At 61.3% G+C, this 23,407-nt stretch carries 16 protein-coding genes; 10 read left to right on the top strand and 6 right to left on the bottom strand.

Annotated features, from left to right (window positions below; genetic code table 11):
* Positions 1-302 precede the first annotated feature (302 nt).
* Positions 303-6,821, top strand: coding sequence for a hypothetical protein (locus tag HY696_04880; GenBank protein MBI4237737.1), 6,519 nt, complete (start codon positions 303-305; stop codon positions 6,819-6,821).
* On the opposite strand, the gene HY696_04875 is transcribed toward HY696_04880, so the two are convergent.
* Positions 6,771-7,337, bottom strand: a complete 567-nt coding sequence (locus HY696_04875) for a hypothetical protein (GenBank protein ID MBI4237736.1) — start codon at positions 7,335-7,337, stop codon at positions 6,771-6,773. The two genes, HY696_04880 and HY696_04875, sit on opposite strands and share 51 nt — an antisense overlap.
* A gap of 320 nt (positions 7,338-7,657) precedes the next feature.
* Here HY696_04875 and HY696_04870 point away from each other — a divergent pair, with 320 nt between their 5' ends.
* Positions 7,658-8,554: a hypothetical protein gene (locus HY696_04870; protein ID MBI4237735.1), complete on the top strand. Its 897-nt coding sequence runs from the start codon at positions 7,658-7,660 to the stop codon at positions 8,552-8,554.
* A 59-nt stretch (positions 8,555-8,613) separates the two neighbouring features.
* Entirely contained in the window at positions 8,614-9,873 is a 1,260-nt protein-coding gene (locus HY696_04865) for a patatin-like phospholipase family protein (GenBank protein ID MBI4237734.1), read from the top strand.
* On the opposite strand, the gene HY696_04860 is transcribed toward HY696_04865, so the two are convergent.
* Positions 9,874-10,872, bottom strand: a complete 999-nt coding sequence (locus HY696_04860; GenBank protein MBI4237733.1) for an AAA family ATPase — start codon at positions 10,870-10,872, stop codon at positions 9,874-9,876.
* Between the two features lie 110 nt (positions 10,873-10,982).
* Here HY696_04860 and queF point away from each other — a divergent pair, with 110 nt between their 5' ends.
* Entirely contained in the window at positions 10,983-11,351 is a 369-nt protein-coding gene (gene queF, locus HY696_04855; protein ID MBI4237732.1) for an NADPH-dependent 7-cyano-7-deazaguanine reductase QueF, read from the top strand.
* Here queF and HY696_04850 read toward each other — a convergent pair.
* Positions 11,348-12,334 (bottom strand): serine protease, encoded by a 987-nt coding sequence (locus HY696_04850; protein MBI4237731.1) that lies wholly within the window; start codon positions 12,332-12,334, stop codon positions 11,348-11,350. The genes queF and HY696_04850 overlap by 4 nt on opposite strands.
* 364 nt (positions 12,335-12,698) lie before the next feature.
* Here HY696_04850 and HY696_04845 point away from each other — a divergent pair, with 364 nt between their 5' ends.
* The 4 genes from HY696_04845 to HY696_04830 all read left to right on the top strand — a co-directional run bounded on the left by HY696_04845 (position 12,699) and on the right by HY696_04830 (position 19,114).
* Complete coding sequence (locus tag HY696_04845; protein ID MBI4237730.1) at positions 12,699-14,858, top strand: hypothetical protein; 2,160 nt, start codon at positions 12,699-12,701, stop codon at positions 14,856-14,858.
* A complete protein-coding gene (locus HY696_04840) occupies positions 14,855-16,138 on the top strand; it encodes a hypothetical protein (protein MBI4237729.1) in 1,284 nt (427 codons plus the stop codon). Before HY696_04845 ends, HY696_04840 begins: the two co-directional genes overlap by 4 nt.
* 106 nt (positions 16,139-16,244) lie before the next feature.
* The gene (locus HY696_04835; protein MBI4237728.1) at positions 16,245-17,408 is read left to right on the top strand and encodes a hypothetical protein; all 1,164 of its coding nucleotides are present in this window, start codon (positions 16,245-16,247) and stop codon (positions 17,406-17,408) included.
* Positions 17,405-19,114 (top strand): thrombospondin type 3 repeat-containing protein, encoded by a 1,710-nt coding sequence (locus HY696_04830; protein MBI4237727.1) that lies wholly within the window; start codon positions 17,405-17,407, stop codon positions 19,112-19,114. Before HY696_04835 ends, HY696_04830 begins: the two co-directional genes overlap by 4 nt.
* On the opposite strand, the gene HY696_04825 is transcribed toward HY696_04830, so the two are convergent.
* Entirely contained in the window at positions 19,109-19,507 is a 399-nt protein-coding gene (locus tag HY696_04825; protein MBI4237726.1) for a RidA family protein, read from the bottom strand. The genes HY696_04830 and HY696_04825 overlap by 6 nt on opposite strands.
* A gap of 2 nt (positions 19,508-19,509) precedes the next feature.
* On the bottom strand, positions 19,510-20,460 hold the full coding sequence (locus HY696_04820) for a DMT family transporter (GenBank protein ID MBI4237725.1): 951 nt from the start codon (positions 20,458-20,460) through the stop codon (positions 19,510-19,512).
* Between the two features lie 51 nt (positions 20,461-20,511).
* Here HY696_04820 and HY696_04815 point away from each other — a divergent pair, with 51 nt between their 5' ends.
* Together HY696_04815 and HY696_04810 are read left to right on the top strand one after the other, a co-directional pair.
* Positions 20,512-21,735: a DUF1343 domain-containing protein gene (locus HY696_04815; protein ID MBI4237724.1), complete on the top strand. Its 1,224-nt coding sequence runs from the start codon at positions 20,512-20,514 to the stop codon at positions 21,733-21,735.
* Between the two features lie 96 nt (positions 21,736-21,831).
* Entirely contained in the window at positions 21,832-22,299 is a 468-nt protein-coding gene (locus HY696_04810) for a hypothetical protein (protein MBI4237723.1), read from the top strand.
* On the opposite strand, the gene HY696_04805 is transcribed toward HY696_04810, so the two are convergent.
* Positions 22,278-23,393 carry a 6-phosphofructokinase gene (locus tag HY696_04805; protein ID MBI4237722.1) on the bottom strand — a complete coding sequence of 372 codons (1,116 nt, stop codon included), beginning with the start codon at positions 23,391-23,393 and terminating at the stop codon, positions 22,278-22,280. The genes HY696_04810 and HY696_04805 overlap by 22 nt on opposite strands.
* Positions 23,394-23,407 lie beyond the last annotated feature (14 nt).

Raw genomic sequence — 23,407 nt, 5'->3', positions numbered from 1 at the left:
ATGTCATTCAACATCCGCTCGAAACAGGACCCACCGCACCCTCCGCGCCCTTTCGCTAACATCTTAGCAACTCAACGGGTTTTTACGTCCGATAACACAATTGGAGGGATGTCATGTGGTCATCCATGCCCCTTTTCAAACAACATTAATATATGGGCGGAGGGCCGAGAAAATTGGGAGGAGGGGGGGGCAAGGCACGGTCTCAATTGGGGGCGCGGCCGGGGCAACCTAGTGGCCGACTGCCCAGACCAGTAGTAAACACAAAACTTTCAACACCGACCGCGGCGAAACTACGCCTCCCGTTGGCACCGCCCCGACTCGGCCTGGATGACCCAATCGTCGGTCCCGCGCTGGTCTTCGAGCCCGAAACCGGCCTATACCGCGATGCCCTGACCGACTGCTATTTAACCGTCGGGCAACTCGATATCGCCGGCCAACTGTTGAGCGAAGCAGCACGGCTCGGCAATCCCAACGTAACGCGTTTTCAAGCGGAGGTACGCCGCAGCCGCTTGGCACAGCCCGGCCACGAGGCCGCATTGTTGGCCCCGGTGACCGGCGGGGCTCGCCGGGTCACACGTGACACGGTCCCTATCGAACGCGACGTGGCGGGGCTCTTACTCACGACGTCCGAACATACGCCACACCCCGCCACCGTCGAGGCGACTACATTAGCGGCACGCGTCCAGCAACTCGACCGACATCTGGACACGATGGAAGCGCGCATCACAACGCGCGGGACGAAACGACCCGACGCGGCACTCACCGCAACGGAACAACGCGCTATCGCCCAACTTCGCTCCAGGCATACGGTCTGGCGGGAACGATTAGCGGACTTGGCCGACGCCGAACAGCCGTCCGACGCCGAAGTGGCAGGGCTGCGGCTCCAAGTCGAGCAAGCCGCCGACGACCTCGCGACGTTGGAACAGATCCTAACGCTACCGCTCCCGCCGCCACACGACAAGGGCCCACAGGTCCGCGCCGCAAGCGTCCGAGTCCGCGAGGAATGGCTGCGCGCCGTCGCAGCAGATAACGACCAAGAACGCGACACCGTGCGTCGCCATATCGCGACCGTGGAGACCTGGAGCAAACACGTAGCTGCGGTGACTGCGTATCGCGCTCGCCTGCAGGCCCACGTCGCGCCGTTGGTGGGCGTCACGATCGGGTGGGCCGATCAAACTAGCACCGGAAACTTGGGACTGTGCGACTATGGCCTACCCGAAGAGGTCGGTATGAGTCCGTGCACGGGACGACTCATCCAGGAAGAAGACTGGCGACACGCCGACACCCTGCATCCGGTCGAGTTCTTGCGCTCATTCCCACTGATGCGTGCATATATCGATCTCGATCCAACCGCCCAAGTCGCGTGGGACCATGCCTTCACGGAACTCGACCTGGTAACGACCGTGAACCCCGACAGCGGCCCCAGCGATGCCCCACTCGAACTGTATGGGAGCTACGACTTCCTGACATATCAGACCCGGAGGCGTGCAGCCGCGATACCGACCCTCCAGGCGATGACCCGCGCCGCCGAGGCCAAGGCAACGCCCTCCGCCCCCGACGCCGACCCGACGGCCCTCAGCATGCCAACCGCCGCGCTCCACGACATGCAGGAACTCCGGGCCCTCCGTTCCGGCGCCGCCGCGTTGGCCGCTCGTATTCCACCCCCGACGGCCGTGGAAGTACAGGCCTATCTGGCCGTCACGCGCGAACATGCCACACGCTTGGCGACCGAACTCGACACGTTGCGTGCCCGCGTACTATCGGCACCCACGTCAGAAAATTTGCTGACGATTGCACTGCTCGCAAACCCGGACGCCGTCAAGACCCCGGCCGCCCGCGACGCCTATCTCAAAACATTGGCCGAAGCATGGCCCCAAGAACCGACCCGCTTGCTGCACACCTGGCTCGATCCGTGGATCCGCCCCCGGCGCACCATCGAATCGGTGGAACATAGCGCATTTCGCAGTGATGAAGGCCGCTTCGAGACCGTCGACTCATCGAACGAAGAGGCCTATCGGGCGGCACAATCCAACGAGGCCTTCATCGACGCCTCCGATCCTGGTGGCCTACTGGTGGCCGTGCAACACGACTTGAAGCTTGCCGCCGGACACCTCAGTGACACCACAGCAACTGCGACACTCGCAACACTCGCCGACCATCTCAACTGCCTCGAATCAGCGCTCCCGGCCGCGGCCCGCGCCCACGTGATGAACGGGCAACACGACACCATCGAGACACTGGCAGCGTCGGGCCCGATGGGGTGGGCCGTGACTTGGACCGCCGCCCAGGAGACGCTCGCCGACTCCGCACTCTCGGCCGAATCCCGCGCTGCCCGCTACACCAAGGCCGCTGCTACCGCACAGCGAGACACACTCCGTGCTGACATTGGCACGATGGATCAAGCGATCGCGGACCTCGATCAAATGTACACCGGTGTCGGCTTGTATCTGCGCAATGATGGGGCCGAAGGCTACGTCCGCAGCTTGGCATTGCTGCAGCAATATGTCGGCGCTGCGCGCACTGCTAGCCATCAGGCCAGCGCAGCGATGGCGCATGGCGACTTTACAGCTGCGACTGAACACCTCCGCCGGGCCAATGCCTTCGTGTTGCAGGCCAGTCAGTCGCCCCGCCATCAAACGATCTTTCGCGAATATCAAGACCGCCTCGATCGCGATTTAATTGCCCGCCTCCTCCTCGGTCCGCTCATTATCATCGGCAGTTGTGGCCTCGCATCACTCGCCGCCGCCAGTGTGGAAGGAACCACGCTCGCCCTCGGACTCGCCGAGGCGGCTCCGGTCCTGGCCAGCGCTACCGAAATCGTCAGCGCGACGGCGTTAATCCAACTCGGCAACCATGCCGCATTTGGCGACGCGTTGCCCGATGGTCTCAGTGGTTGGGCACTCGAAGTCGGCAGTTTCTGGGGGATGTCGCGCTTTATTCGCCTCGTCGGCCAAGGCGTGCAGTCCGTGCGGATGGCACGACTGTATCAACAGGCCGTGACCGGTTTGGTCAATGAAGGGCAGCTGGCCATGAGGGCCGGACAACTCGTGCTGAATCAGGTGGCGAAGGCCCGCATCGTGGAACGGATGACCCAATTGGGGAAACAGTTTGGAAACCGCGTGGCGTGGGGCGCGGCCGATTATGCCGCCGAACTGGCGGCAATGCTCTTCATCTGGACACCGATTGATCACACTGCCCGCACATTAGCCGATGGGCACCCTGTCGATTTGGGACATGTTCTGGATGAAACAACCACTTCAATACCATACCAGACGCAACTCCTGACATGTCTCAAGATCGGCAACGCGATGGCCCGCCCCTGGCTGGCCCACGCGCGCGACGGCGTCTTGAAACTCACACTCGGCACTGATTTGGCCGGCCGCTTGACTCAACTGGAACAGCGAACCACCGCGGCGATGAGGTCCTTGACGGAACTAGTGCAACGCGATCCGGATGGAACGCGGCCGGAGAGCTTGCGCCAAGTCACACAGACCCATCGTGAACTGATGCGACTGATGCGCGAGCGGCAGGCCTTACTGCGCCACTATCCGCAATTAGCCGGTTCGCCGGCTGGGGTCACCAACTTCAATCAGGACGTAGCCGCAATCGAGGCCACCGAGGCAACGCTCGAGCATGCGAACGTCTGGTGGAGCGCGCTCCGCGACGGCCGCATCGTCAAACGGGATGGGGAATACGAATATGATCCGGAACTCAGGGCGGCTCTGGCCGGTGAACTGACCCGGCTCGGGGCCGAAGATTTAGGCCACGGCGTCTATCGCGTCCCCCGGCGCGGCGGGAGCGGTGACCACACGGACGACATCCTGCTCCGCCCCGCCCCGCGCCGTACAACACCGACCGACGAACCGGCGGCCACTTCATACAGCGGACTGCTGGGAGATTTGCTCCACCGAGCCCGCTCGGCCATCGTTGACTTGGCCCCGTGGCTCAGCCACCTCGAACCGTACCTCCCGGCCGTGGCCGCGGTGATCGGCGGAATTGGCGCACTGAGCGGCGCGGCCCACGCGATCGGCGGCGGGAATGTCCTCGCGGCCGGGCCGCTGGTCTTCGGCACCATCGGCCGCGGGCGCTCCCGCGTCGATGCCTTCCTCGAAGCGCATCCGGAGCTTGCGCCCGCCGATGCATTAAGCCAATTGCGCAGCACCCTTTGGCACGCCACAGGAGAGGAGCAAGACCACTACCAGTTTACCAACCGGCAAGTCGATACCATGATTCGGCAGGGCCAACTCGAGGCCGCTAAAGTACGCCTCAACGAATGGGCGGAGGCCCTCGACTGGGAACTGTCATCCGCCACAGTCCCCGCGCCCATTGCCACCGCACCGCCGCCCAATGCGCCACCCGCGCCGGCAGCGCTGACACCAGTCGACCGTTTCGTCGCGACCAATCTCGGGATCGAACCAGGACGGGCGCTGGCCAAGATGCGGCAAACCCTGTGGGATCAGAGTCGGGCGCAAGGATGCGGAGACGACCATGTCGATGCGAATAACGATATCATTGCAGCCATTCGACGTGGCGACTTGGACACCGCGACGACCGAATTGAATCGATGGGCGCACGACCTCGCTCCGGAGGCAAATGCACCCCCGGCGGTTGCAGCCGCGCCTAAACCCGTTGCACCGCCCCCGGCCCCGCCATCCCCTGCTCCCGTTGCCCAGCCCGCAGGCATAACGGGGCGCCCGACGCCGCCACTCGCCCAGCACGCGGCGCCCACACCACCGCCCAGCGTCCCACGCGCTACGGACACGCCGACCGCTCATCCCGAACCAACACGCCGTGTCGAATCGACGCCCCCGCCTGCTGCACCCCGTACCGCGCCCGTTGCTGCGCCGAAGCCCGCGGCGCCAACCACTGCTACGCTCCTGCTTGCTCACTTGGAGGGGCGACTGGAAGCGCTCGAAACCGCGGGCCTGGAAAATTTTTCACAGGACGGCAACACCCTCACCCTCGATTTTGGAGCCGGTGCGGATCTCGACAAGGCAGTGGCAACACTCGCACCACGAACCTTCCCTGCCGACGGACGCGTGATATTACGCATGCGCAATGGCAGCAATACTGTGGACCCAGCCAAGACCGTCGTGCTCACGAAAGGACGGACCGCAGTCAATGGGTTTGGTAACGGGGAGGCTCGTGGTATCGTAGCGGCAACGGCTGGAGAATTACTCGTCGACTTACCGGGTGGAGGACGCATCCAAGTCACAGGCGCCGGCACCGGTCGGCGCGTCGTCATCACGAATAAGACCAACGGCAAAGCCACAAAAGATCCCTCCGCGCCCCTTCGTACTGCTGTCGAAGTCGCGGCGGCCCTCCCGCCGGAACAGTTGCGCGGCGCCGTGGTCGAGATTGAAACACCGCCACTCACGCCAGAGTTAGCCAATGCCCTCGGAGGCTTGACACGACAGGCGTTGTGGGCCGGCGCGGAGCGCATCGTCGTCACTACTCCGTCTGGCAAGATCATGCTCAATCGAGAGAAAGGGTACACCCCACATTATGAGAGGCCCAAGCTCCCGCCGCTCCCCCGCAATGTCTTAGAGCCGATCGTAATCGAATATCTGACCTTCGAAGCAAGTCAGGCCATCGGCATTACCGGTCCAACCGACCCACAAGTCAGAAGCATCGGCCGCTTATGGAGAACGGCGATGCGACACGCCGAGGCTTATGAACGCACATTCGCCGAAAAAGAGGCCAAAGCAGCCGCGCAACTCGCAAAGACATTAGATGTCGACGAGCGGGCAGCGGCGGAAGCAACACGTGCCCGATACGCGGCACAACGGGCGGCGCTCGATCCCTATCTTGGAGCAGAGTGGCATCAACAATGGATCGGGACTGTGGAACGTCTGCGAGACTATGTTGACCAGTTTCCGGACGGGCCGAGCATTGCCACGCAGGCCTTATCCAACATGGGGAATTTTTCGGAGAGCCCCGGCGGCAACGGCCCCCTCGGCGTAAAGAACTGGCATAATCGTTCCACTGGGGACAATGCCTTTGAGTGGGTCCGGCTGATAAACGAGTTCCATGCTGACAAAATTCATGACGCACTGCAAAACATCAACAGCCTCCTCGGCAAACAGCCGACGCCCACCGGCTCCGGGGTTGTGACTGTGCACGGGGCCCCGGTCGGGATCATCTACAAGGCCATCAGTGGGGATCGTGCGGCGCAGGCCGAATACAAGCACTTACTGAACACCATCAAGGAATGTGCGGCAACGCCAGGGACGTATCGGATCACCATCCCCCCTGAGGATCGCGATGGGCGTAACCTCGTCCCGGAGTGGGTGGTACAAGCGATCGGGGCCGACGGCCAAGTGACCGGGCAGTTGACCGTGGAGACCAAGAACCTCGATGCGACACGACCGTTCAATAAAGAACTGGCGAGGGCCTTTCGACAAGTCACACAGCACGATTTTATGGAGGGACGCGGGGCCGACGGAGATGGTCTGGTCATTCTCACGTTCCGGGATGGTAGTGGGAATCGCCCCCTCTCGACTGCTCGGCACCGTGATCAGCTGATTCAACAGGTCATCACAGAGCTCGGCGCACTCACCGATACCTCGTCATCCCCGGAAGAGGCCACACGTTGGACCCGGACCAGGCATGTGAAGGTCGTGGTTCAACTCCCCAACGGCGACTACGAAAACACGATCCTGATAAAACGGCAGGGACACTGGTATGCGACGCGTGATGGGTCCGAACATGTAGTGTTCGATAGCGGACTCAGTTGGCGCGAGTCGACAACGGCATTGTTGGGTTGGAACTCAGTCCGCCCCGGGATAACTGCGAGTGGTCACACCCAAGCGGTGCAATAAAAAGAGCGTTACGTCGCCCAGCCCTTTGGCTCGGAGATTTTCTACTACCAGAACTGGCAGCGACTTGATGCGTTCCCGGATAGTCGGCCACTCCGTAGCAAAGCTCGTGCGGGGATCAGGAAATTGCTCCCACGCCGTCGCAATCGTGCTCCGAAGTGTCGGCAACATGCTGCGGAACTTCTCGGCTGTAAGGCATTGCTGCATCAAACGCTCCATTTCCGGATCGTTCCGCAACGGAGAGTCCTGGGCGATCAGATTGCAAGTCACACCCACCAATCTGGCCAACGGAATGTTCAACACGCATTCGTGATAGAACCATTCGTGAAAATATTGCGGGGTCGCAACAAGGGAGTCGTGTATCGCAGCAACTTCTCGATCGGGGTGCAAAACGCTCAGTTCCTGACACCAGGTCCGGATAAATCTTTCGATCCGTGACTGTCGCTGCGCCGGGTCACTCGCCCCCAGGACGATCCCGACTAGATCCGACGGCCCCTCGCCTCCTCCTTTCGGTCCCATAGGTCCCCGCGCCCCCCGACCGCTCTGGTACGAGCCGAACTTTACAACAGCACCAAAGGATTGTCCTGGGGTTTTTTGCCAAACACGTCGGGGGCCCGCTACAATCCCAGTGTCACGCGCAAAGCGAAGCAGATCAGGCGGTCTGGGGGGCGAGATAACCGCAACGCTCCGCCCCTGACGCGACGACCCGCTCCCCGCAACCAGCCGCTTCAACCCTCCACCACAACGTACCCGCATGCACTCTCTCCTGGTAGAATGGTTATCGAAGTTTCCACCGAATAAGTTGCGTATTTTTTTTAAATCATCAACAGCATGAACACATGCACCCACGGCCCCAGGCCCGCATCCTCATGGTCGGCGAGCAGCCGCGCCACTACCTGCTCCATACCCCAACGGCCCTGCACGGCACAGCCGGCCCACGACCGCTGCTCATCATGCTCCACGGCGCCGGGGGAACGGCGCGGTATGCGATGCAGGAGACCGGTTGGGCCGCGACCGCCGAAAAATATGGATTTTATCTCGCATTTCCCGAGGCTTCTCGCCCCGATCCGACGCGCCCGCCACAGTTCTTGAAAAATCCACAGACCTGGAATGACGGCACCGGCCGATTCCATTCCGGGAAACGGCAGATCGACGACGTTGGCTTCCTGGATGCAGTGATCGACGACGTCGTCCGCCAGCATCCAATTGATCCGCAGCGCATTTATCTGGTTGGGATCTCGAACGGCTGTTCGATGACGCTCCGGTTTGGCGTAGAACGTGGGGCACGGATCGCTGCGATCGCCGGCGTGGCGGGATACCTCTCCGTCCCGGCGAACTGCCTGCCACGCCCCATCCCGCTCCTTTATCTGATCGGCAGCGCCGACCCGGTCACGCCGCTCGCCGGTGGCGACCTCGTTCTGCCGTGGGGTGCGATGGGTCCGCGACCGCCAGTTACCGATTCGGTGGCGCAGTGGGCCGCTTTGTTGGGGTGCCCACCAACACCGACGCCATACAGCACCAATATCGACGGCGTCTCCGCATTCCGCTTCGGTCCGGGCCGAGGACAGAGCGAGGTGCTGTTTTATACGATTGCCGGAATGGGACACGTCTGGCCCGGCGGCCGACCCATTCTTCCTGAACGTCTGATCGGCACTGCGGCTCCGCTGATCCCGGCGAATGAAATGATCTGGACGTTTTTCTCCCGGCATCATGAAGCAGCGTCACCCTCTGCATGATTATTTTCTTATGATTTCAGTATTTTTGATTCTTGCTGCGCCGTGTTACACTGAATCCGATGGCGAAGCAGGAATTGACCTTTGGCATTGTGCTCTCCGGCGGTGGCGCACGTGGCGCCTACGAGGCCGGCGTCGTCCACTACCTCCGCACCGCGTTGCCGGCATCGGTCCGCAATCGCGCGTTTCAACTCTATTGCGGGTCCTCCGTGGGAGGACTCAATAGTTGCTTCCTCGCCAGTCACGCCGAAAATCCACAGGCCCAAGGCACCCTGATTCGCAAGGCCTGGGAAAATGTCCGTCAAGAAAACATCTATCGCCGCGACTTGGCCGCCATTGCGCGTCTGCTGACCCGCTCCGTCACCGGGATGACCGTCAATTTACTGCGCCGCACCCCGGGCGAAGGAGAAACGAGCGGCGGGATCCATTTTCAGGGATTAGTCGACACCTCCCCATTTCCGAAGTTCCTGCAACGCATGGTCGCGTGGCGCAAAATGCACGAAAACATCGAACGGAAAATCGTCCATGGCGTGAGCCTGACACTCACCAATATGCACTCCAGTCGGCTGGAGTTCTTTATCCATAAACACGAGAGCGTTCCGTACAACGGCGATTACGTCGTCCGCTTTGGTCCAGTGGATTGGCGACACGTGATGGCCGGCGCCGCGATCCCGATCCTCTTTCCGCCGGTGGAGATCGGCGGGATCCATTACGCCGACGGCGGACTCCGCTTGAACACCCCGATGTCTCCGGCGATCCATATGGGCGCGGATCGCGTGCTGGTTGTCGGGATGCACGATCCGCATATGGGGATGACGAACGGACAGACCAGCCAACCGAATGCACCGACCACGCCACCGACGCTGGGCGAAATCTTCGGCACCATCCTCAGTTCGATCTTCCTCGATCGCCTCGAATACGACATCAAACAAATGACCCGCATTAATCGCGTGATCGAATGGGCAGAAGCGGTCTACGGAAAGGATTTTCTCACTCGAATCAACACGTGGCTGCGCAAGGAAGGAATCGAAGGCGATGTCGCGAGTCGTGGCTTGAAACGGCTGAAGGTCTTCGCGATCTCGCCAAGTCGCGACGTGCGCCAAATCTTCGGTGAAGTGTTATCGAGTCCCAGCGGACTGCGCGGTTTTTCCGCGTTTGAAAAAATGTTACTGAAACTCCTCGATGTCGATATGCATCGCGGTCAGGAGTTCCTCAGTTACTTTCTTTTTCTTCCCGATTATCTCAAGACCCTCTGCCAACTCGGCTACGACGACGCGAAGGCCCGACACGACGAACTGGCGGACTTCTTAGCGGAAGCGTAATTACACCTCGAGCATCGTGACCGAAACCCCTGCAGCGCGCAACAACGACAACGCCACCTGTTCCAGCGGATACGCGGTTTGGTAAACGACTTCAGTGATCCCCGCGTTGATGATCATTTTGGTGCAGAGCAGGCACGGAGAAAACGTGGAATAGAGCGTGGCCCCTTTAATACTCATGCCGTGATACGCGGCTTGAACGATCGCGTTTTCTTCCGCATGCGAACAGAGACACGCCTCCAAGTCTTTGCCGGATTGACCGAAGTGGTTGCAGCGGGGACATCCGCCTTCATTGCAGTTCGTGATGCCACGCGGCGTCCCGTTGTAGCCGGTGCTCACGATCCGCCGATCACGCACGATCACGGCGGCCACTTTGCGCTTCACGCAGTTACTGCGCAGCGCCGTCACTTTAGCGATCTCCATAAAATACGTATGCCAATCGGGACGCGCGTGATTACTGGCCACGACCCGCACCCACTCGCGCAGCCGCTCTTGGAATTGTTCCCGACTCCCATTGTTTTCAATGGCGTGATCGGCCATCGCCATCACGCTGTCGAGTTGTTGCGATGCCGGAGCGCCGCCGTCACTCTCGGCCTGTTCACAGCGCGTGAAGTCTTCAAACGTAGCCGGATCGTTTTCCCGCCCGCGCGCCTTAATACGCGTGAAGCGCAATTGCGGAGCGGCGGTCACACAGAGCAGGACGAAATCGGCCCGTCGCCGGAGCGCCGCGACTTCATGCGGATGACGGATCGAATCGACGATATAGTTTTTTTCCGGATCGAGCTGTTGCAACACTCGCTCCGCCAACGCCCCTTGCCCATGCTGCGTGCGAAACTCCGTGCCGAAACGGATCAGCGCTTCGCGCGTAATCGGGATATTCGCCGCCCGCATTGCCTCGCGCAACGCATCCGACAGGGAATAATACTGATACCCGATCGATTGGAGATACACGGCGGCTTCTCCCTTGCCTGCGCAATTCTTGCCGGTCAGTCCGATAATCATAGAATCCGCGGATAGCACTGCCCCCACGCCGACTCAATCCAAATTCGCACCAGCTCCCCATTTTGCATTTTGCCCTTTGCATTTTGCCCTTTGCATTTTATCGCGCCGCTATGTCCACACAACCGACAAAGACGCTCGAGACCTTTCCCAACCCGCGCCCCGGACGGGCGTATGTGATCACGTGTGAATGCGCCGAATTCACCTGCCTTTGTCCGAAGACCGGGCAACCCGACTTCGCCACGGTGACGGTGCAGTACACGCCGGCGGAGCGCTGTTTCGAATTGAAATCGTTCAAACTCTATCTCTGGTCATACCGCAACGCAGGGGCCTTCCACGAGGCCGTCACAAACCAAATCTTAGACGATCTCGTCCACGCAATCGCCCCGCAGTGGCTAGAAGTGACGTTGGCATTCACCGTGCGCGGCGGGATCACGACCACGGTCACCGCCACGCACGGTGCTCCGCCGGACGTGGATTAAGCCACTCGTGCGACCGGGGTCGTTTTCGCTCGCCGCCGCTCGATCCAGGCCTGCACCACACCATTCAACTGATCGTCGATGTGATACGCGAACGCGATATTTTCCACGCCTGGCCGATTGATCTTGAAGCTGTTGGTGCCGATCACGCGCCCTTCGCGATCGAGCAAGATCATTGGACCGCCGCTATTGCCGGGATTGACCGGCGCGTCGGTTTGAATCACCCGCACCGGGATGCCGGGGAATTCGCGCTCCGGATCGCTGATGATCCCCTGCGTCACCGACCAATTGAGACCGAGCGGATGCCCGAGGATCAGGACCGGATCTCCACGCTCCAGCGCGCTGCGATCACCGACCGGGATCGGTGCAAACGATCCGACACGATCGATCATCACCAGCGCCGCGTCGACCGAATCGACAACGGCCAGCACTTCCCCTTTCACCGTTCGCTTATCGAAGAGATCCACATCGACTTGGTCTTTTCCCGGTCCACCGGCTCCTTCGACCACATGTTTGTTCGTCAAGATCAACATTTTCCCCGCTGGAACTTGGAAATCGGCGCCCAACGATTGGAGATACGACGTCGCGTCGATGAAATACCCGCTCCCGAGCCCCTTTTCGGTGCGGACGACGACGACGGACGGCAAGCGTTTGCGCAATACCTCCCGAACGGTTGCGGGATCGACCATCGGCGTGGCAGCGCCCGTGCGACGGGCACGCACGGTCACGTCGGCCTGCGCGCCTCCCGGAAGCGGCACGCGCAATGCGCTGGTCACGACCGATGCGGGCGCACGCGTGGCCCATCGTTGCGCGCTCCGCCGCAGTGCCGCGCGCGGTGACGTGGCGAGCAGCCGTGCCGCCTGTGGAGCGGCGGCGTTGCGTGCAATCGTTTCTCGCGTCACACTGCTGCGAGATGCCTCGGGCCGCAGGCCCGTCTCCCCAACGCTTGCGACCGTATTCTTGTCTGTGGCTGCGGTAATGCGCATCGCTTCCCCCTTTGGTTGAACAACTGCGTGCACTGGAATGGGGGAAGGAAATGCCAGAAGTTAACGCACTGCACAACGCAAAAATTACGCACCGCGCTATCCCATTGGAACCCGTGCATTTATTTTCCTCCTGCGAGGCCCACCCCAATTTGCGTTCGGCAACATCCTCGCTAATCGTTATTTAATCATTATTTGCTGTCAGATAAAGCCCTTCACCTCTCGCCGAGTTGCAATGCGGAACAGAGAAAATTGTTGAGAGGTTCACCCACGACGAGGCAACATTTTTGACACGAAGCGTCACGATGTGCTATGAAGCCGAGCGCTCGCGCTTTTCATGCAGTGGTACCGCCCCGGGGGAGGACGCATGTCATCATTTGCCGTCGTTCGTGCCGTGCCGCAGACCAGATCCGATCAACGCGAAACAGAACGGAGCCCACGCCGCAAACCACAGCGTCCGTCGGCCGCCGCAGCGCCGGTCACCCCATGGCCCCGCTGGTTACACACGTCGCCGCGCGCTTGGGCGGCGCTGTGGCGGCCGACGCGGGCTGCGATCGACACTGCGACCGTCGCTACCGATGCTTCCGCTCCCGCACCGGCCTGTGACATGGATGGCGATTTATTGATCGAATCCCCGGCGGAGGATCGGATTGCCGATGTCCCGTTGCTCCAAATGACCGATCAACAACTGACCGTCGGATTGACGCCTGAACTGTCGGCATCGACGATCCGTCGGAGCGCAACGGAACTAACCGCCACGCTCCATTTGCAAGAGAGCTTCCACGTTCGGATGAGCGGACTGCTGTCGATCGAAGGCGGCTTAAACCTGAACAGTGCCTTTAAATCCGCCACCCCCGCGCCCGCAGGCGGCGGGACCAGTCCGCAAACGGAACGCCGTCAGGAACGGAGCGATGTCTTGGGACTCAATGCCAAACACGCACTGGAATACGATCTGAAGAGCCAAGCGGAAATGGACCGCGTGGCGAAACGCGTGCGGCAGCTAGAAACGACGGAAGAGGCCCGATTGGGCGTAAGGTCGGGATTCATTTCGATCCAATTCAAGATCCAGAACACCGGCCGACAGGCGGTGGAATTGAGTGGGGCCTCGTTTGCCGTGGCCTCCCGTTTTGCCAATGCGGACGGCACGGAGCGTGTGGTCACGATCGTTCCTGAACAGGCCGTGCCGGCCACGCAACCGAGCCTCCCACCCAATCTCCCGACCCCGTTCACGGTGACTTTGGCCCCCGGGGAGACGCGCACGATCTCGCTGCGACTGGAAGGACAAGACACGAGTACGATCCTGGAACTCTTGGGGCAAAGTCGTGCCACGTGGGCGACGCTCCACTTCGGTAAACAAGTGGCCATTACCGACCCGCGCGTATTGCCGGATGGCACTGTGGTGCGAGGGGAGGCACGAGATGTCTCGCGCGACTTGGTCAGCAGTCTGCGCAAACACACGATCCCTTTCCTCTTCGAACCACCGCCGTTGCATGGTGAACTGGGCGCGGCACGCACCAGCCTGCTCGCTGCGGCACCGGCCCCGTCGGCCGATCATGCGGATCGCTGCGCGCCGTCCGATCACGCCGTCGCGGGCGCCACACTCCCGGAATTGTTCCAATACCACGACAACCTCACGACCGATTGGGGCAATGCCTTCCGCTTGGACGACGCGGCGGGTCCCCGCTGGATCCTCAATCAAGTCGGCCCCGTGGCCTCAACCCTCGGTGCGGACGTCGATATGCAATGGCTCTCCACATTGCCCACCGCCGAACGGCAACGACATGGACGCTGGGAGTTGACCGTGTTGCACCGCGATTACGGCCCCACCGACGTGCCGACGCTCAGGACCACGCGATTGAACACGGAGCACTTGGTGGCGCTCCGTTGGGTGAATGGCCAGGCCTTGCTGGAACGCGCTGCGGGAACACCGGTCCACGAAAGCGCGCTGACATTGAACGGGACGGCGATCACGCCGATCGGCGTGCAGCCCGGCGGAACCGCGACGCTGCGTTTCCAGTCGGTGGAATTCAAACGGCCGTTGTTGGAGGAACAATGGATCGACTTCACCAGCCGCAACGGCGACACGGTGCGGCACTTTAGTAAAGTGGAGCGCGGGACGCAGTTCGCGCTGGATCGGCTCCGTCCCGAGCCCCGCCAACAACTCCGGATCCGTTATGCGATCGTGAGTCGCGCGGCGTGGGAGCGCGGGATGGCGCGGACCGCGCCACAACTGATTCCGTGGCACGATCTCCCAGTGCCACCAAACGGCGTGCTGCATTTGCCGATTCCTGACAATGACCGCGTCCCGGAGGATGCAGTGGTCATTGCCCAACCCTATCCCGTGGAGATGCAGCGACGCGAAGGACAATTTATCGTGCGCAGCGATGGCTCGCTCACGCCGCGCATCCTCTCCCAATTTCCATTCGGCTGGACCGTCCGCGATCATCTCCCGGTCATCCTCCACGGGACGGTCGAAGTCCTGCCGGCGCGTGTGCACTCCCCAACCCCACCAAGGAGCGTTTCATGACTCAAGCAACAGGTCCGATCTTTCCGCTGCAATCGATCCGTACCGCGGATTTGGCCCGCGCATTGGCGGAGCGGAGCGGTGTCTCGGAAGACGTCGCCGCCGGATTTTTATGGACCAACTTGCGCAACGGCGGCGTCACGATCGAGGGCGATGCGGATCGCGCCACATTTACGGCGATTGAGGCCTACCGATTCCTGACCTTCGTTCTGAGCGGCAGCCGGTTCGATCCGAATCAATCCCCATCGGCCACGGCGTTGGCCCGCTACCAACGGCTGGCCGCGCCCACGGCGCAATTATTTCGTGAACGGTTTTTCGGCAACGCCGACTTACGCTTCGGCAATGCGCGCCAATTGGAAACAGCCGCACCGTTTCCGATCACGTTCGTCGAGAATATTCACGACGGCGATACCTGGCGCCTTCACGTGCAGTTCCCGCATACCACGCAACCGTTCACGACCTCGGTGCGATTTCCGGCCTTCGACGCCCCGGAAGTCAGTGGACAAAAGCTGGATCGCCAGCTCCAAGGACTGTCGAGTCGCTACGCCGGTTCAGGCGGCGCGGTGCGCGGCGGAACCGAGCGCTCGCAATGGGAAAAGGCGCTACGACTAGGCATGCAATACCAAGGTGAGCTCGCAGGTTTGGTGTGGCGCGATGCGGCCCAGTGGATGCAAGCGCGGGGCGGCCGATTCGAACTCGCGGCCGGCTACGTCTACAACCAGGGAAGCGGCGAGGCGTGCACGATGTACAACATGGTCGACAATTACGGCCGCTGGATCGGGACGCCACAAGTCACCGACGCGCGGCTGCTGTCGCAATATATGCGGGAGCGACTGCCGCAATTAATGGCAACCGACGGAGCCGCGTTACGCGCGCGCTTTGCGCAACAAGTGGCGCAAGACACGAAACTGGCGACTGCACTGCAAATGTGGCGCACGCGCGGGCCCCAAGGCGTCGCGGCAGCGGCGTTGGTCGATCCCGCGTTATGGTCCGAACCGCGGCGCCTGTTTTCCCCGGAGCGGATGGCAGAGCGCGCCGCCAGTTGGGAGCAACAACTGCGCACCACAACCGCCGATCCCGAACAAGCGCACTACGGCCGCGACTTGGTCGCGATGGCGATTCATTTAGGTATCGGATACCACTACGTGAAATACCGTTCGCAGCGCTCTCCATTTTATGAACGCCTCGAAAAGGGGGCCAAAGCGGCACAAATCGGTCTCTGGAACACCCCGCTGTTCACGCAACTCGAGTACACCCAAGACCCGGGTGCCTGTATTCCATAGAATACCCGAAGAATACCCGATTCGTACGTCGGAGAATTTTTTACTTTACAGGACCGGGGCCGGCCTACTAGGCGTCATTCCACGGGGGAAGAAGGGATGATGCGGTATGGCGTTTACATGCCGGAATGTTGGACGCAGAGGGGCGTCGCCGTGGGCAGCCGCTCGCTCGGCGCCGTCCCGCACCACAGGCCGCGCCGGTCCACGCGCGGTTGATACTGCGCAGCGCGTCAGTCGAATTTTCAATCCATCAACACGTTTTACTGAACCGCACGCCGGCGTAGCTCCTTGGCAGGCAGCGTGGCTGCGCTTTGGCAATGGCGGCCCCGACGGATCTGGCGATAACGGCCGCCATGACGGCGATGACTCGCACAGCCCTCTGGATTCCGGAGGCCATGGCGGCAGCGGCGGTATCGGCACACGATTCGCGGGACAGTCATGGAAGACCGCGCTACTCTGCCTCTCGACCTTGTTGCTCTTGATCAGTTGCGGCGACGATGACGAAGCCCCCGGCCCGAGCGTCAAGGTCCACCCATCGGATAGCCAGCCGGACGGATTTTCCTTTGAAGACACCGCGGGCGTGGACGCAACGGACGCATCGGAGGATGATGCGCCGACGGCCGATGATGCAACGATCGACACGGCACCGGACGCCGGGGAGACGAATCCCGATATCAGCCCCGAGACGACAGACAGCGGACCGGAAAGCGATGCGCCGCGCGCCCAAGAGACAACCGACGTGGACGACACCGCGGACACGCCAGACACGATCGGCCCGCCGGTGGTCCCGAATGGAATTCCGTTCGGCACGCCGGTCGATAACCCGATCTTTGCGGAAGCGACCGACGCCAATCTCGCAGGGTGCCTGTACATCGATTCAGCCATAATCTCGCCACTCGGATTGCCGTTACTCTTCCAACCGGCACTATTTGATGCGCCGGGCATCACGCCAATGGCCTTCCAATTCGCGGCATATCCGGTGACCAATTCGGCCCAACCGGTCGCACCATGGTTTGCAGGCCCCGTGCTCGTCTTCCAGTACGAACCGGGGACCAAGGAAGACTTCGACGAAGCGACGTGGCATGCGAACGTCAATGGGCAGGCCTTAGTCGCCATCGCCCATCATGATTGGCCATTGGGCAGCAGCTCGGATCAACCGGGAACGACCTATCCCCTCGTCATAGAAATCGCCGACCCACTGGCCGGCGTTGCGTATTATTGGCCCGCCGACTTTCCGACGGCCATCATGGAATGCCCGGAGGTACCCTTATGAAGAAATCGATCTTTACGTGGTGCGGCCTTGTGGCCGTCGGTCTGACGATCTCACCTGCGGTTCAGGCCGCCCCGGCGGCTTGCGCCGAATCGGTTTCGAGCGCGGCGAAGTTGGTCGAATTGGTCAACAGCGGATGCTCGCCGGTCACGTTCGCCGATAGCGTCTCGGGACAAACGCTCACGCTAAACAGTGAACTCAAACCGAAAACGGATGTCGTCATCGACGGCGGGGCCCAAGACGTGACCATTCAAGGCACCACGGCCGTGCTGTTTCGGATCAGCAATTCGAACGTGCAGTTGAAAAACTTCTCGATCGCCGGGACGCCGAATACTTGTGTTTTTGTCAGCGGCGGATCCGTGAAGAATACGCAAGTCTCCCACGTCAATTTTGACGGTTGCAAGAACGCGGTGTACCTCTCGTTGAGCACCCAAAATCTGATCTCGGAAAATGCGTTTTCCAACAACACGAAGGCCATCGTGTTGGCCAACAACGCCAACAGCGGCCTCGCGGCCCCGATCGTGACCGGCGCACACTTGTTGATCGATGAACAGACGTGGCAACTGAGCGGCACGGGGCCGGTGGCTGGACGCGTGGAAGTGTATCGTGCCGATCAAGACGGCGCCGTCGCTCAAGGCGAACAATTCCTCGGCACTGCCACAACGGATGACACCGGCGCGTTCACGCTCGACCTTCCGCTCGCCACGAATGACCCGAAGTTGCTGTACACCCTGCTGGCGATCGACGTGAATAATAACACTTCGGCGTTCGCCGCGACGTTCATCCCGGAACAACAAGACGGATTCTATGCCGTCGTCGATCCGGACAGCGATGCCATTCAAAATAGCGCCGACAACTGCCCGAGTGTGACCAATCCGGACCAGGGCGACGGCGATGATGACACGGTCGGCGACGTTTGCGACAACTGCATCAACGTCGCGTTTGCCGATCAAGTCGACACCGACGCGGACAACAAAGGCGACGTCTGCGATGCCGATGCGGACGGCGACACAGTTTATAACATCGCGGATAATTGCGTGCTGGCCGCCAATGCGGATCAAGCCAACCTCGACGGCGACGGACTCGGCGACGTCTGCGATCCGCTGGACAACACGCCCACACCACCGGTCGTGCTGCCACCGGTCGTGACCGATCACGACGGCGACACCGTTGAAGACACCAACGACAATTGCGACTTCATTCCGAACGCGGCGCAGGAAGATGGCGATCAAGACGCGATCGGCGACGCCTGCGACGAAGACATCGACAACGACGGCGTGTTGAACGCGAAAGACAATTGTCCGAACGCGCAGAATGCCGATCAAGTCGATGCCGATAAAGACAATGCCGGCGACGCCTGCGATTCGGAAGAAGGCCTGGATCGCGACGCCGACGGACTCCCCGACACAAACGACAACTGTCCGACGGTCTACAACGCCGACCAAGTCGATAACGATCAAGACACCCGCGGGGATCCGTGCGATGAAGACGACGACGGCGATAGCGTCGGCGACAGCGTCGAAGGAGAAGGCGACCTCGACTTCGACGGCGTGTCGAATCGGCTCGACATCGACAGCGACGGCGACGGAACACTCGATCTCGAAGAGGCCACCACGGACAGCAACAGCGACGGGATTCCTGATTTCCTCCAGCCCGGGATTGTTGCGGCGCCAGTGCAATCCAGCGGCGGCTGTTCGTTGATTCTATAAGTGCGAGACAGCACCAAGCCACGCGACGGCATCGATTTCGACACGGACGTCGCGCGGCAAGCGGGCGACTTCTACACAGGCCCGCGCCGGGCGATGGTCGCCGAACGCTGCGGCATAGGCCGTGTTCATGGCCGAGAATTCATTCAAGTCCCGGAGGAAGACCGTCGTTTTCACGACGGAATGGAGCGAGCCACTGGCCGCATGCAACACGGCCGATAAATTCCGCAGCACCAGTGTCGTTTGCGCCCCGACATCGGCCTCCGCCTGCAGCGCCCCCGTCGCGGGATCGATCGCGATCTGTCCGGAACAATAGAGCCACTCGCCGACCCGCACCGCTTGGGCATACGGCCCGATTGCAGTCGGGGCATCCGTTGTCGTAATGGTCTGCAACATGATCACTCCCCTCCTATCGCCCGCACTGGCAGATCCGCCCATTTTGCACTTTGCACTTTGCATTTTGATTTTTGCATTTCCCCTCCCCGTCCCCGCTGGGTCAGCGCGACACTGGAAAAGATCAATGCCGCCCCCGCCAGCACCGACCAGTGGGGAAATTGCCGCAACACCCACGCATCGAGCAGGACCGAGACGAGCGGGACACAATAGACCGACGTGCTCGCTGCCACGCTCCCTTTGACGCGGATCAGATAGAACCATCCTTGAAAGGCCAACACGGTGGAGCAAATGGCGAGATAGAGCAACGCCCAGATCCCGCGCTCCATACCGACGAACGCCTCCCACGACGGCCACGCTTCAGTCCACCAAGAGACGGGAACTAAACAGGCCAGCGCGCCCCAACACTGCCACAACAAGGCCCGCGGGGCGGAGACGCGGCGACTGAGCGGTTGTTGCATCGCGGTGGCGATCCCATAACAAACGGCCGCGCACACCACGGCGACCAGTCCCCAGAAGGTCCCGCGCTCTCCCGCCACAACATGCGGGATGAACACCAACGCCACACCGATAAATCCGATCGGCACGCCATACCACTGCCACCGACTGATCGGCCGCCGGCGATCGATCAACGGAAGGAACAGTGTCGTGAAGATCGACGTGGTCGCAATCAGGATCGCCGTCACCGCCGGCGCGACGTGCCGCTCTCCCCAAAACAGCAGGCCCCACGAGACGCCCATCGAGAAGATGCCGGTCACTATACAATAGCGCCGCGCTCGCCCATGCGTCGGCTGGCGTCGCTCCTGCAACCGGAGCCAAACGATCATACAGACCAGCGTGATCGCCACGCGCAACACCGCGCCAAACAGCGGCGGCATCGCCTCCACGACGTAACGAATCGCCAAATACGAACCACCCCAAGACAACGTTACGAGCGCAAAAACAATGGCGTACATGCAAGTCTCATGGTTGACATCGGCGAGGCTTTTGGCAGAAGTGCATTGCAAATGCAACTCGGCATCGACCAGTTAACGGATGGCTTGGCACACTACGCGGCGGAAACGCGCGTCGGCGTGGTGTGCCATGCCGCCAGTGTCGACAGCCGCGGGCGACACATCACGACATATTTCACCGATCGGCAGCCCGGCCAATTAGCCGCGTTGTTCGGCCCGGAACATGGGATCACGACGACGGCACAGGACATGGAACACGTCAGCACGCACGCAGACCAGACGACCGGCGTGCCGATCTACAGTTTGTATGGGGACTCTCCAGCGTCGCTGCGCCCGACTGCCGCGATGCTGCACGGGCTCGACCTCCTCGTCATCGACCTCCAAGATATCGGCACTCGATATTACACATATATTTACACGATGGCGTTTTGCCTGGAGGCCTGCGCCGCCGCGCAGATTCCGGTCGTCGTCTGCGATCGCCCCAACCCGATCAACGGCGTCTCGGTCGAAGGCCCGCTGGTACAACCGGGATTCGACTCGTTCGTCGGCCACTATCCGCTCCCGGTGCGCCACGGGATGACGATCGGCGAATTGGCGATGCACTTCAATAAAGCGTACCATCTGGGCGCTGCCGTGACGATCCTTCCGCTGCGCGACTGGGACCGCGCGTCGTATTGGGAGAGCACCGGCCTGTCGTGGCGACATCCGTCGCCGAATATGCGCTCCGTCGCCGCCGCGCTCCTCTATCCCGGCATGTGCCTATTGGAGGGGACCAATATTTCTGAGGGGCGCGGCACCGAAACACCGTTTGAACTCTGCGGCGCCCCGTGGATCGACGGGGAAATTCTGGCCAACAAGTTGCGGCACCTCCGCCTGGCAGGCATTGACTACACGCCAGTCCAATTTACGCCGACGAGTCGCAAATTCGCCGGCCAGCAGTGTGGCGGCGTGCGACTCCACGTGACCGATCGTGACGCATTCCGCGCGTACGAATTCGGACTCGCATTGCTCTGGACGCTCTCCACGTTGCATGTCGCCACGGAGAACCCGCGAGAATTCGGTTGGCGCACGCCGCACGGCAATCCGCCGCATACCGGCCTCGACGCCGGACCGTATGAGTTCGTCATCGATCGCCCGGCGATAGACCTATTGACCGGTCATGACACCGTGCGCCAAGGGATCAACCGCGAAACCCCATGGTTGCTGTTAAAGCGCGCCGCCGGCCCAACACCGCCCGCGTTCCTGGATGTCCGCCGCGCCGCATTGCTGTATTCGTAAGAACACGCTGCCTTCGCCCACCCCCGCATTCCCCCGCATTCCCCGTTGACAGCGACTCCCCGACGAAAGTAGGGCTACCGTACTGAGCATCGCCGTATGGACACCAAAATCACCACTGCCCCACCCGTCAATACGTACGTTCGTGCGACCCCCACGGATGGATACGTCTGCCAACGCGCCGATCAGAAGCGGCGCTATCCGAACCGCGACCTTGCCGTGTTGGCCGATCAGGCCATTTTAGAGGCGTGGAATGGACTGAAAGCGGGTCTGGTTGCGGTGCGGGGACGGCGCTTTCACGCAGAGACACACGACCTCACCGGCGACTGTCGCGTCTATTCGGGCGACGTGCTCGCACACGGCCGATCGGTGCACGTCGCAATCTTCCGCCGCGTCCACGACGGGGCCGAAGGGGAAACGATAGCCGTGCAGATAACCGTGAATGCGGATGACGCAGCGGCACAAGGATTAATCGACTTCTGGAGCGCGCATCCGCGCGAGACACATTTAGTGGACCAAGCCATCGCCGCGGCGGATGTGTTTCGTCAGACCACGGCCGAGGGATAATCGCCAAAGCAGGTGCCGACGCCGCGCGCCGCCTGGATCTCCTGACAATCCAACGGCACTTGTCGCTCTTGGTCGGCGACATCTTCGATCGCGACATCGGTAATTTTGCCTTGTTGCACCGCCACCATCCGATCCCAACGCGCGGCCGCAATCAACTGCGTCGCCGCATGGCCGAGCTTCGTCGCCAATACGCGGTCGAACGCGCACGGCGTCCCGCCACGCTGCACATGGCCCAATATCGTGTCGCGCACTTCGATTCCGGTGGCATGGCCGATTTGTCGCGCCAACATGCGACTGACACCGCCTAAACGGATTTGCTCGAAACTATCCGAGACGATTTGGTCGACGGTTTGCGATCCGCCCGCGGGCCGTGCGCCTTCCGAGACGACGATAATGGTCGACGATTTCCCCTGCGCCACGCGCTGCTGACAAAACGCCGCGATCACATCGAGGCGATATGGAATTTCTGGGATCAGGATCACGTCCGCGCCGCCCGCGATCCCGGCGTTTAACGCCAGCCAGCCGGCGTTGCGACCCATCGTTTCCACTAGCATCACACGATGGTGACTCGCGGCCGTGGTGTGTAAACGATCGATCGCCTCGGTGGCCGTTTCCACCGCCGTTTGGAAACCGAATGTGATTTCAGTGTGCATTAAGTCGTTGTCGATCGTCTTCGGGACGCCGATCAAATGCACGCCGTGCCGAATCAAATGGACGGCGCTCGACATGGTGCCGTCACCACCGACGATCACCAACACCTCGATCCGATGCTCCGCGATATGTTGCAGCACGCGATCCGTGACGTCTTGAAAAATGGTATTGCCCGCATCGTCTTTCCCGGCCGGGTAATGGCGTGGCGTGGCCTTATTGCTCGTCCCGAGCACCGTCCCGCCGCGCGTCAAAATGTTGCTCACCGCATCCGGTGTGAGTAAACGAATCCGATTTTCAATTAATCCGACGAATCCATCGGCGATCCCCATCACCTCCAGGCCTTGTTCGAAAATCAGCGTCTTGGTCACAGCCCGAATTACGGCATTCAGTCCCGGACAATCGCCGCCTCCGGTCAGGATGCCGGCACGTCGCACAGTCGTCATAGTCAATCCCCCTT

Source organism: Deltaproteobacteria bacterium (genome assembly GCA_016210045.1).
In the GTDB taxonomy this organism is placed as follows: domain Bacteria; phylum UBA10199; class UBA10199.
Note: the sequence above shows the minus strand (reverse complement) of the source record. Positions and strands in the feature narration are given on the sequence as shown.

Excerpts from the sequence above, each read along its gene's own strand:
- HY696_04810 (MBI4237723.1), top strand. The coding sequence starts at position 21,832 with ATGGACACCAAAATCACCACTGCCCCACCCGTCAATACGTACGTTCGT.
- HY696_04815 (MBI4237724.1), top strand. The coding sequence starts at position 20,512 with ATGCAACTCGGCATCGACCAGTTAACGGATGGCTTGGCACACTACGCG.
- HY696_04805 (MBI4237722.1), bottom strand. The coding sequence starts at position 23,393 with ATGACGACTGTGCGACGTGCCGGCATCCTGACCGGAGGCGGCGATTGT.
- HY696_04820 (MBI4237725.1), bottom strand. The coding sequence starts at position 20,460 with ATGTACGCCATTGTTTTTGCGCTCGTAACGTTGTCTTGGGGTGGTTCG.
- HY696_04845 (MBI4237730.1), top strand. The coding sequence starts at position 12,699 with ATGTCATCATTTGCCGTCGTTCGTGCCGTGCCGCAGACCAGATCCGAT.
- HY696_04865 (MBI4237734.1), top strand. The coding sequence starts at position 8,614 with ATGGCGAAGCAGGAATTGACCTTTGGCATTGTGCTCTCCGGCGGTGGC.
- HY696_04840 (MBI4237729.1), top strand. The coding sequence starts at position 14,855 with ATGACTCAAGCAACAGGTCCGATCTTTCCGCTGCAATCGATCCGTACC.
- HY696_04875 (MBI4237736.1), bottom strand. The coding sequence starts at position 7,337 with ATGGGACCGAAAGGAGGAGGCGAGGGGCCGTCGGATCTAGTCGGGATC.
- HY696_04850 (MBI4237731.1), bottom strand. The coding sequence starts at position 12,334 with ATGCGCATTACCGCAGCCACAGACAAGAATACGGTCGCAAGCGTTGGG.
- HY696_04835 (MBI4237728.1), top strand. The coding sequence starts at position 16,245 with ATGGCGTTTACATGCCGGAATGTTGGACGCAGAGGGGCGTCGCCGTGG.
- HY696_04870 (MBI4237735.1), top strand. The coding sequence starts at position 7,658 with ATGCACCCACGGCCCCAGGCCCGCATCCTCATGGTCGGCGAGCAGCCG.
- HY696_04825 (MBI4237726.1), bottom strand. The coding sequence starts at position 19,507 with ATGTTGCAGACCATTACGACAACGGATGCCCCGACTGCAATCGGGCCG.
- HY696_04860 (MBI4237733.1), bottom strand. The coding sequence starts at position 10,872 with ATGATTATCGGACTGACCGGCAAGAATTGCGCAGGCAAGGGAGAAGCC.
- HY696_04830 (MBI4237727.1), top strand. The coding sequence starts at position 17,405 with ATGAAGAAATCGATCTTTACGTGGTGCGGCCTTGTGGCCGTCGGTCTG.
- queF (MBI4237732.1), top strand. The coding sequence starts at position 10,983 with ATGTCCACACAACCGACAAAGACGCTCGAGACCTTTCCCAACCCGCGC.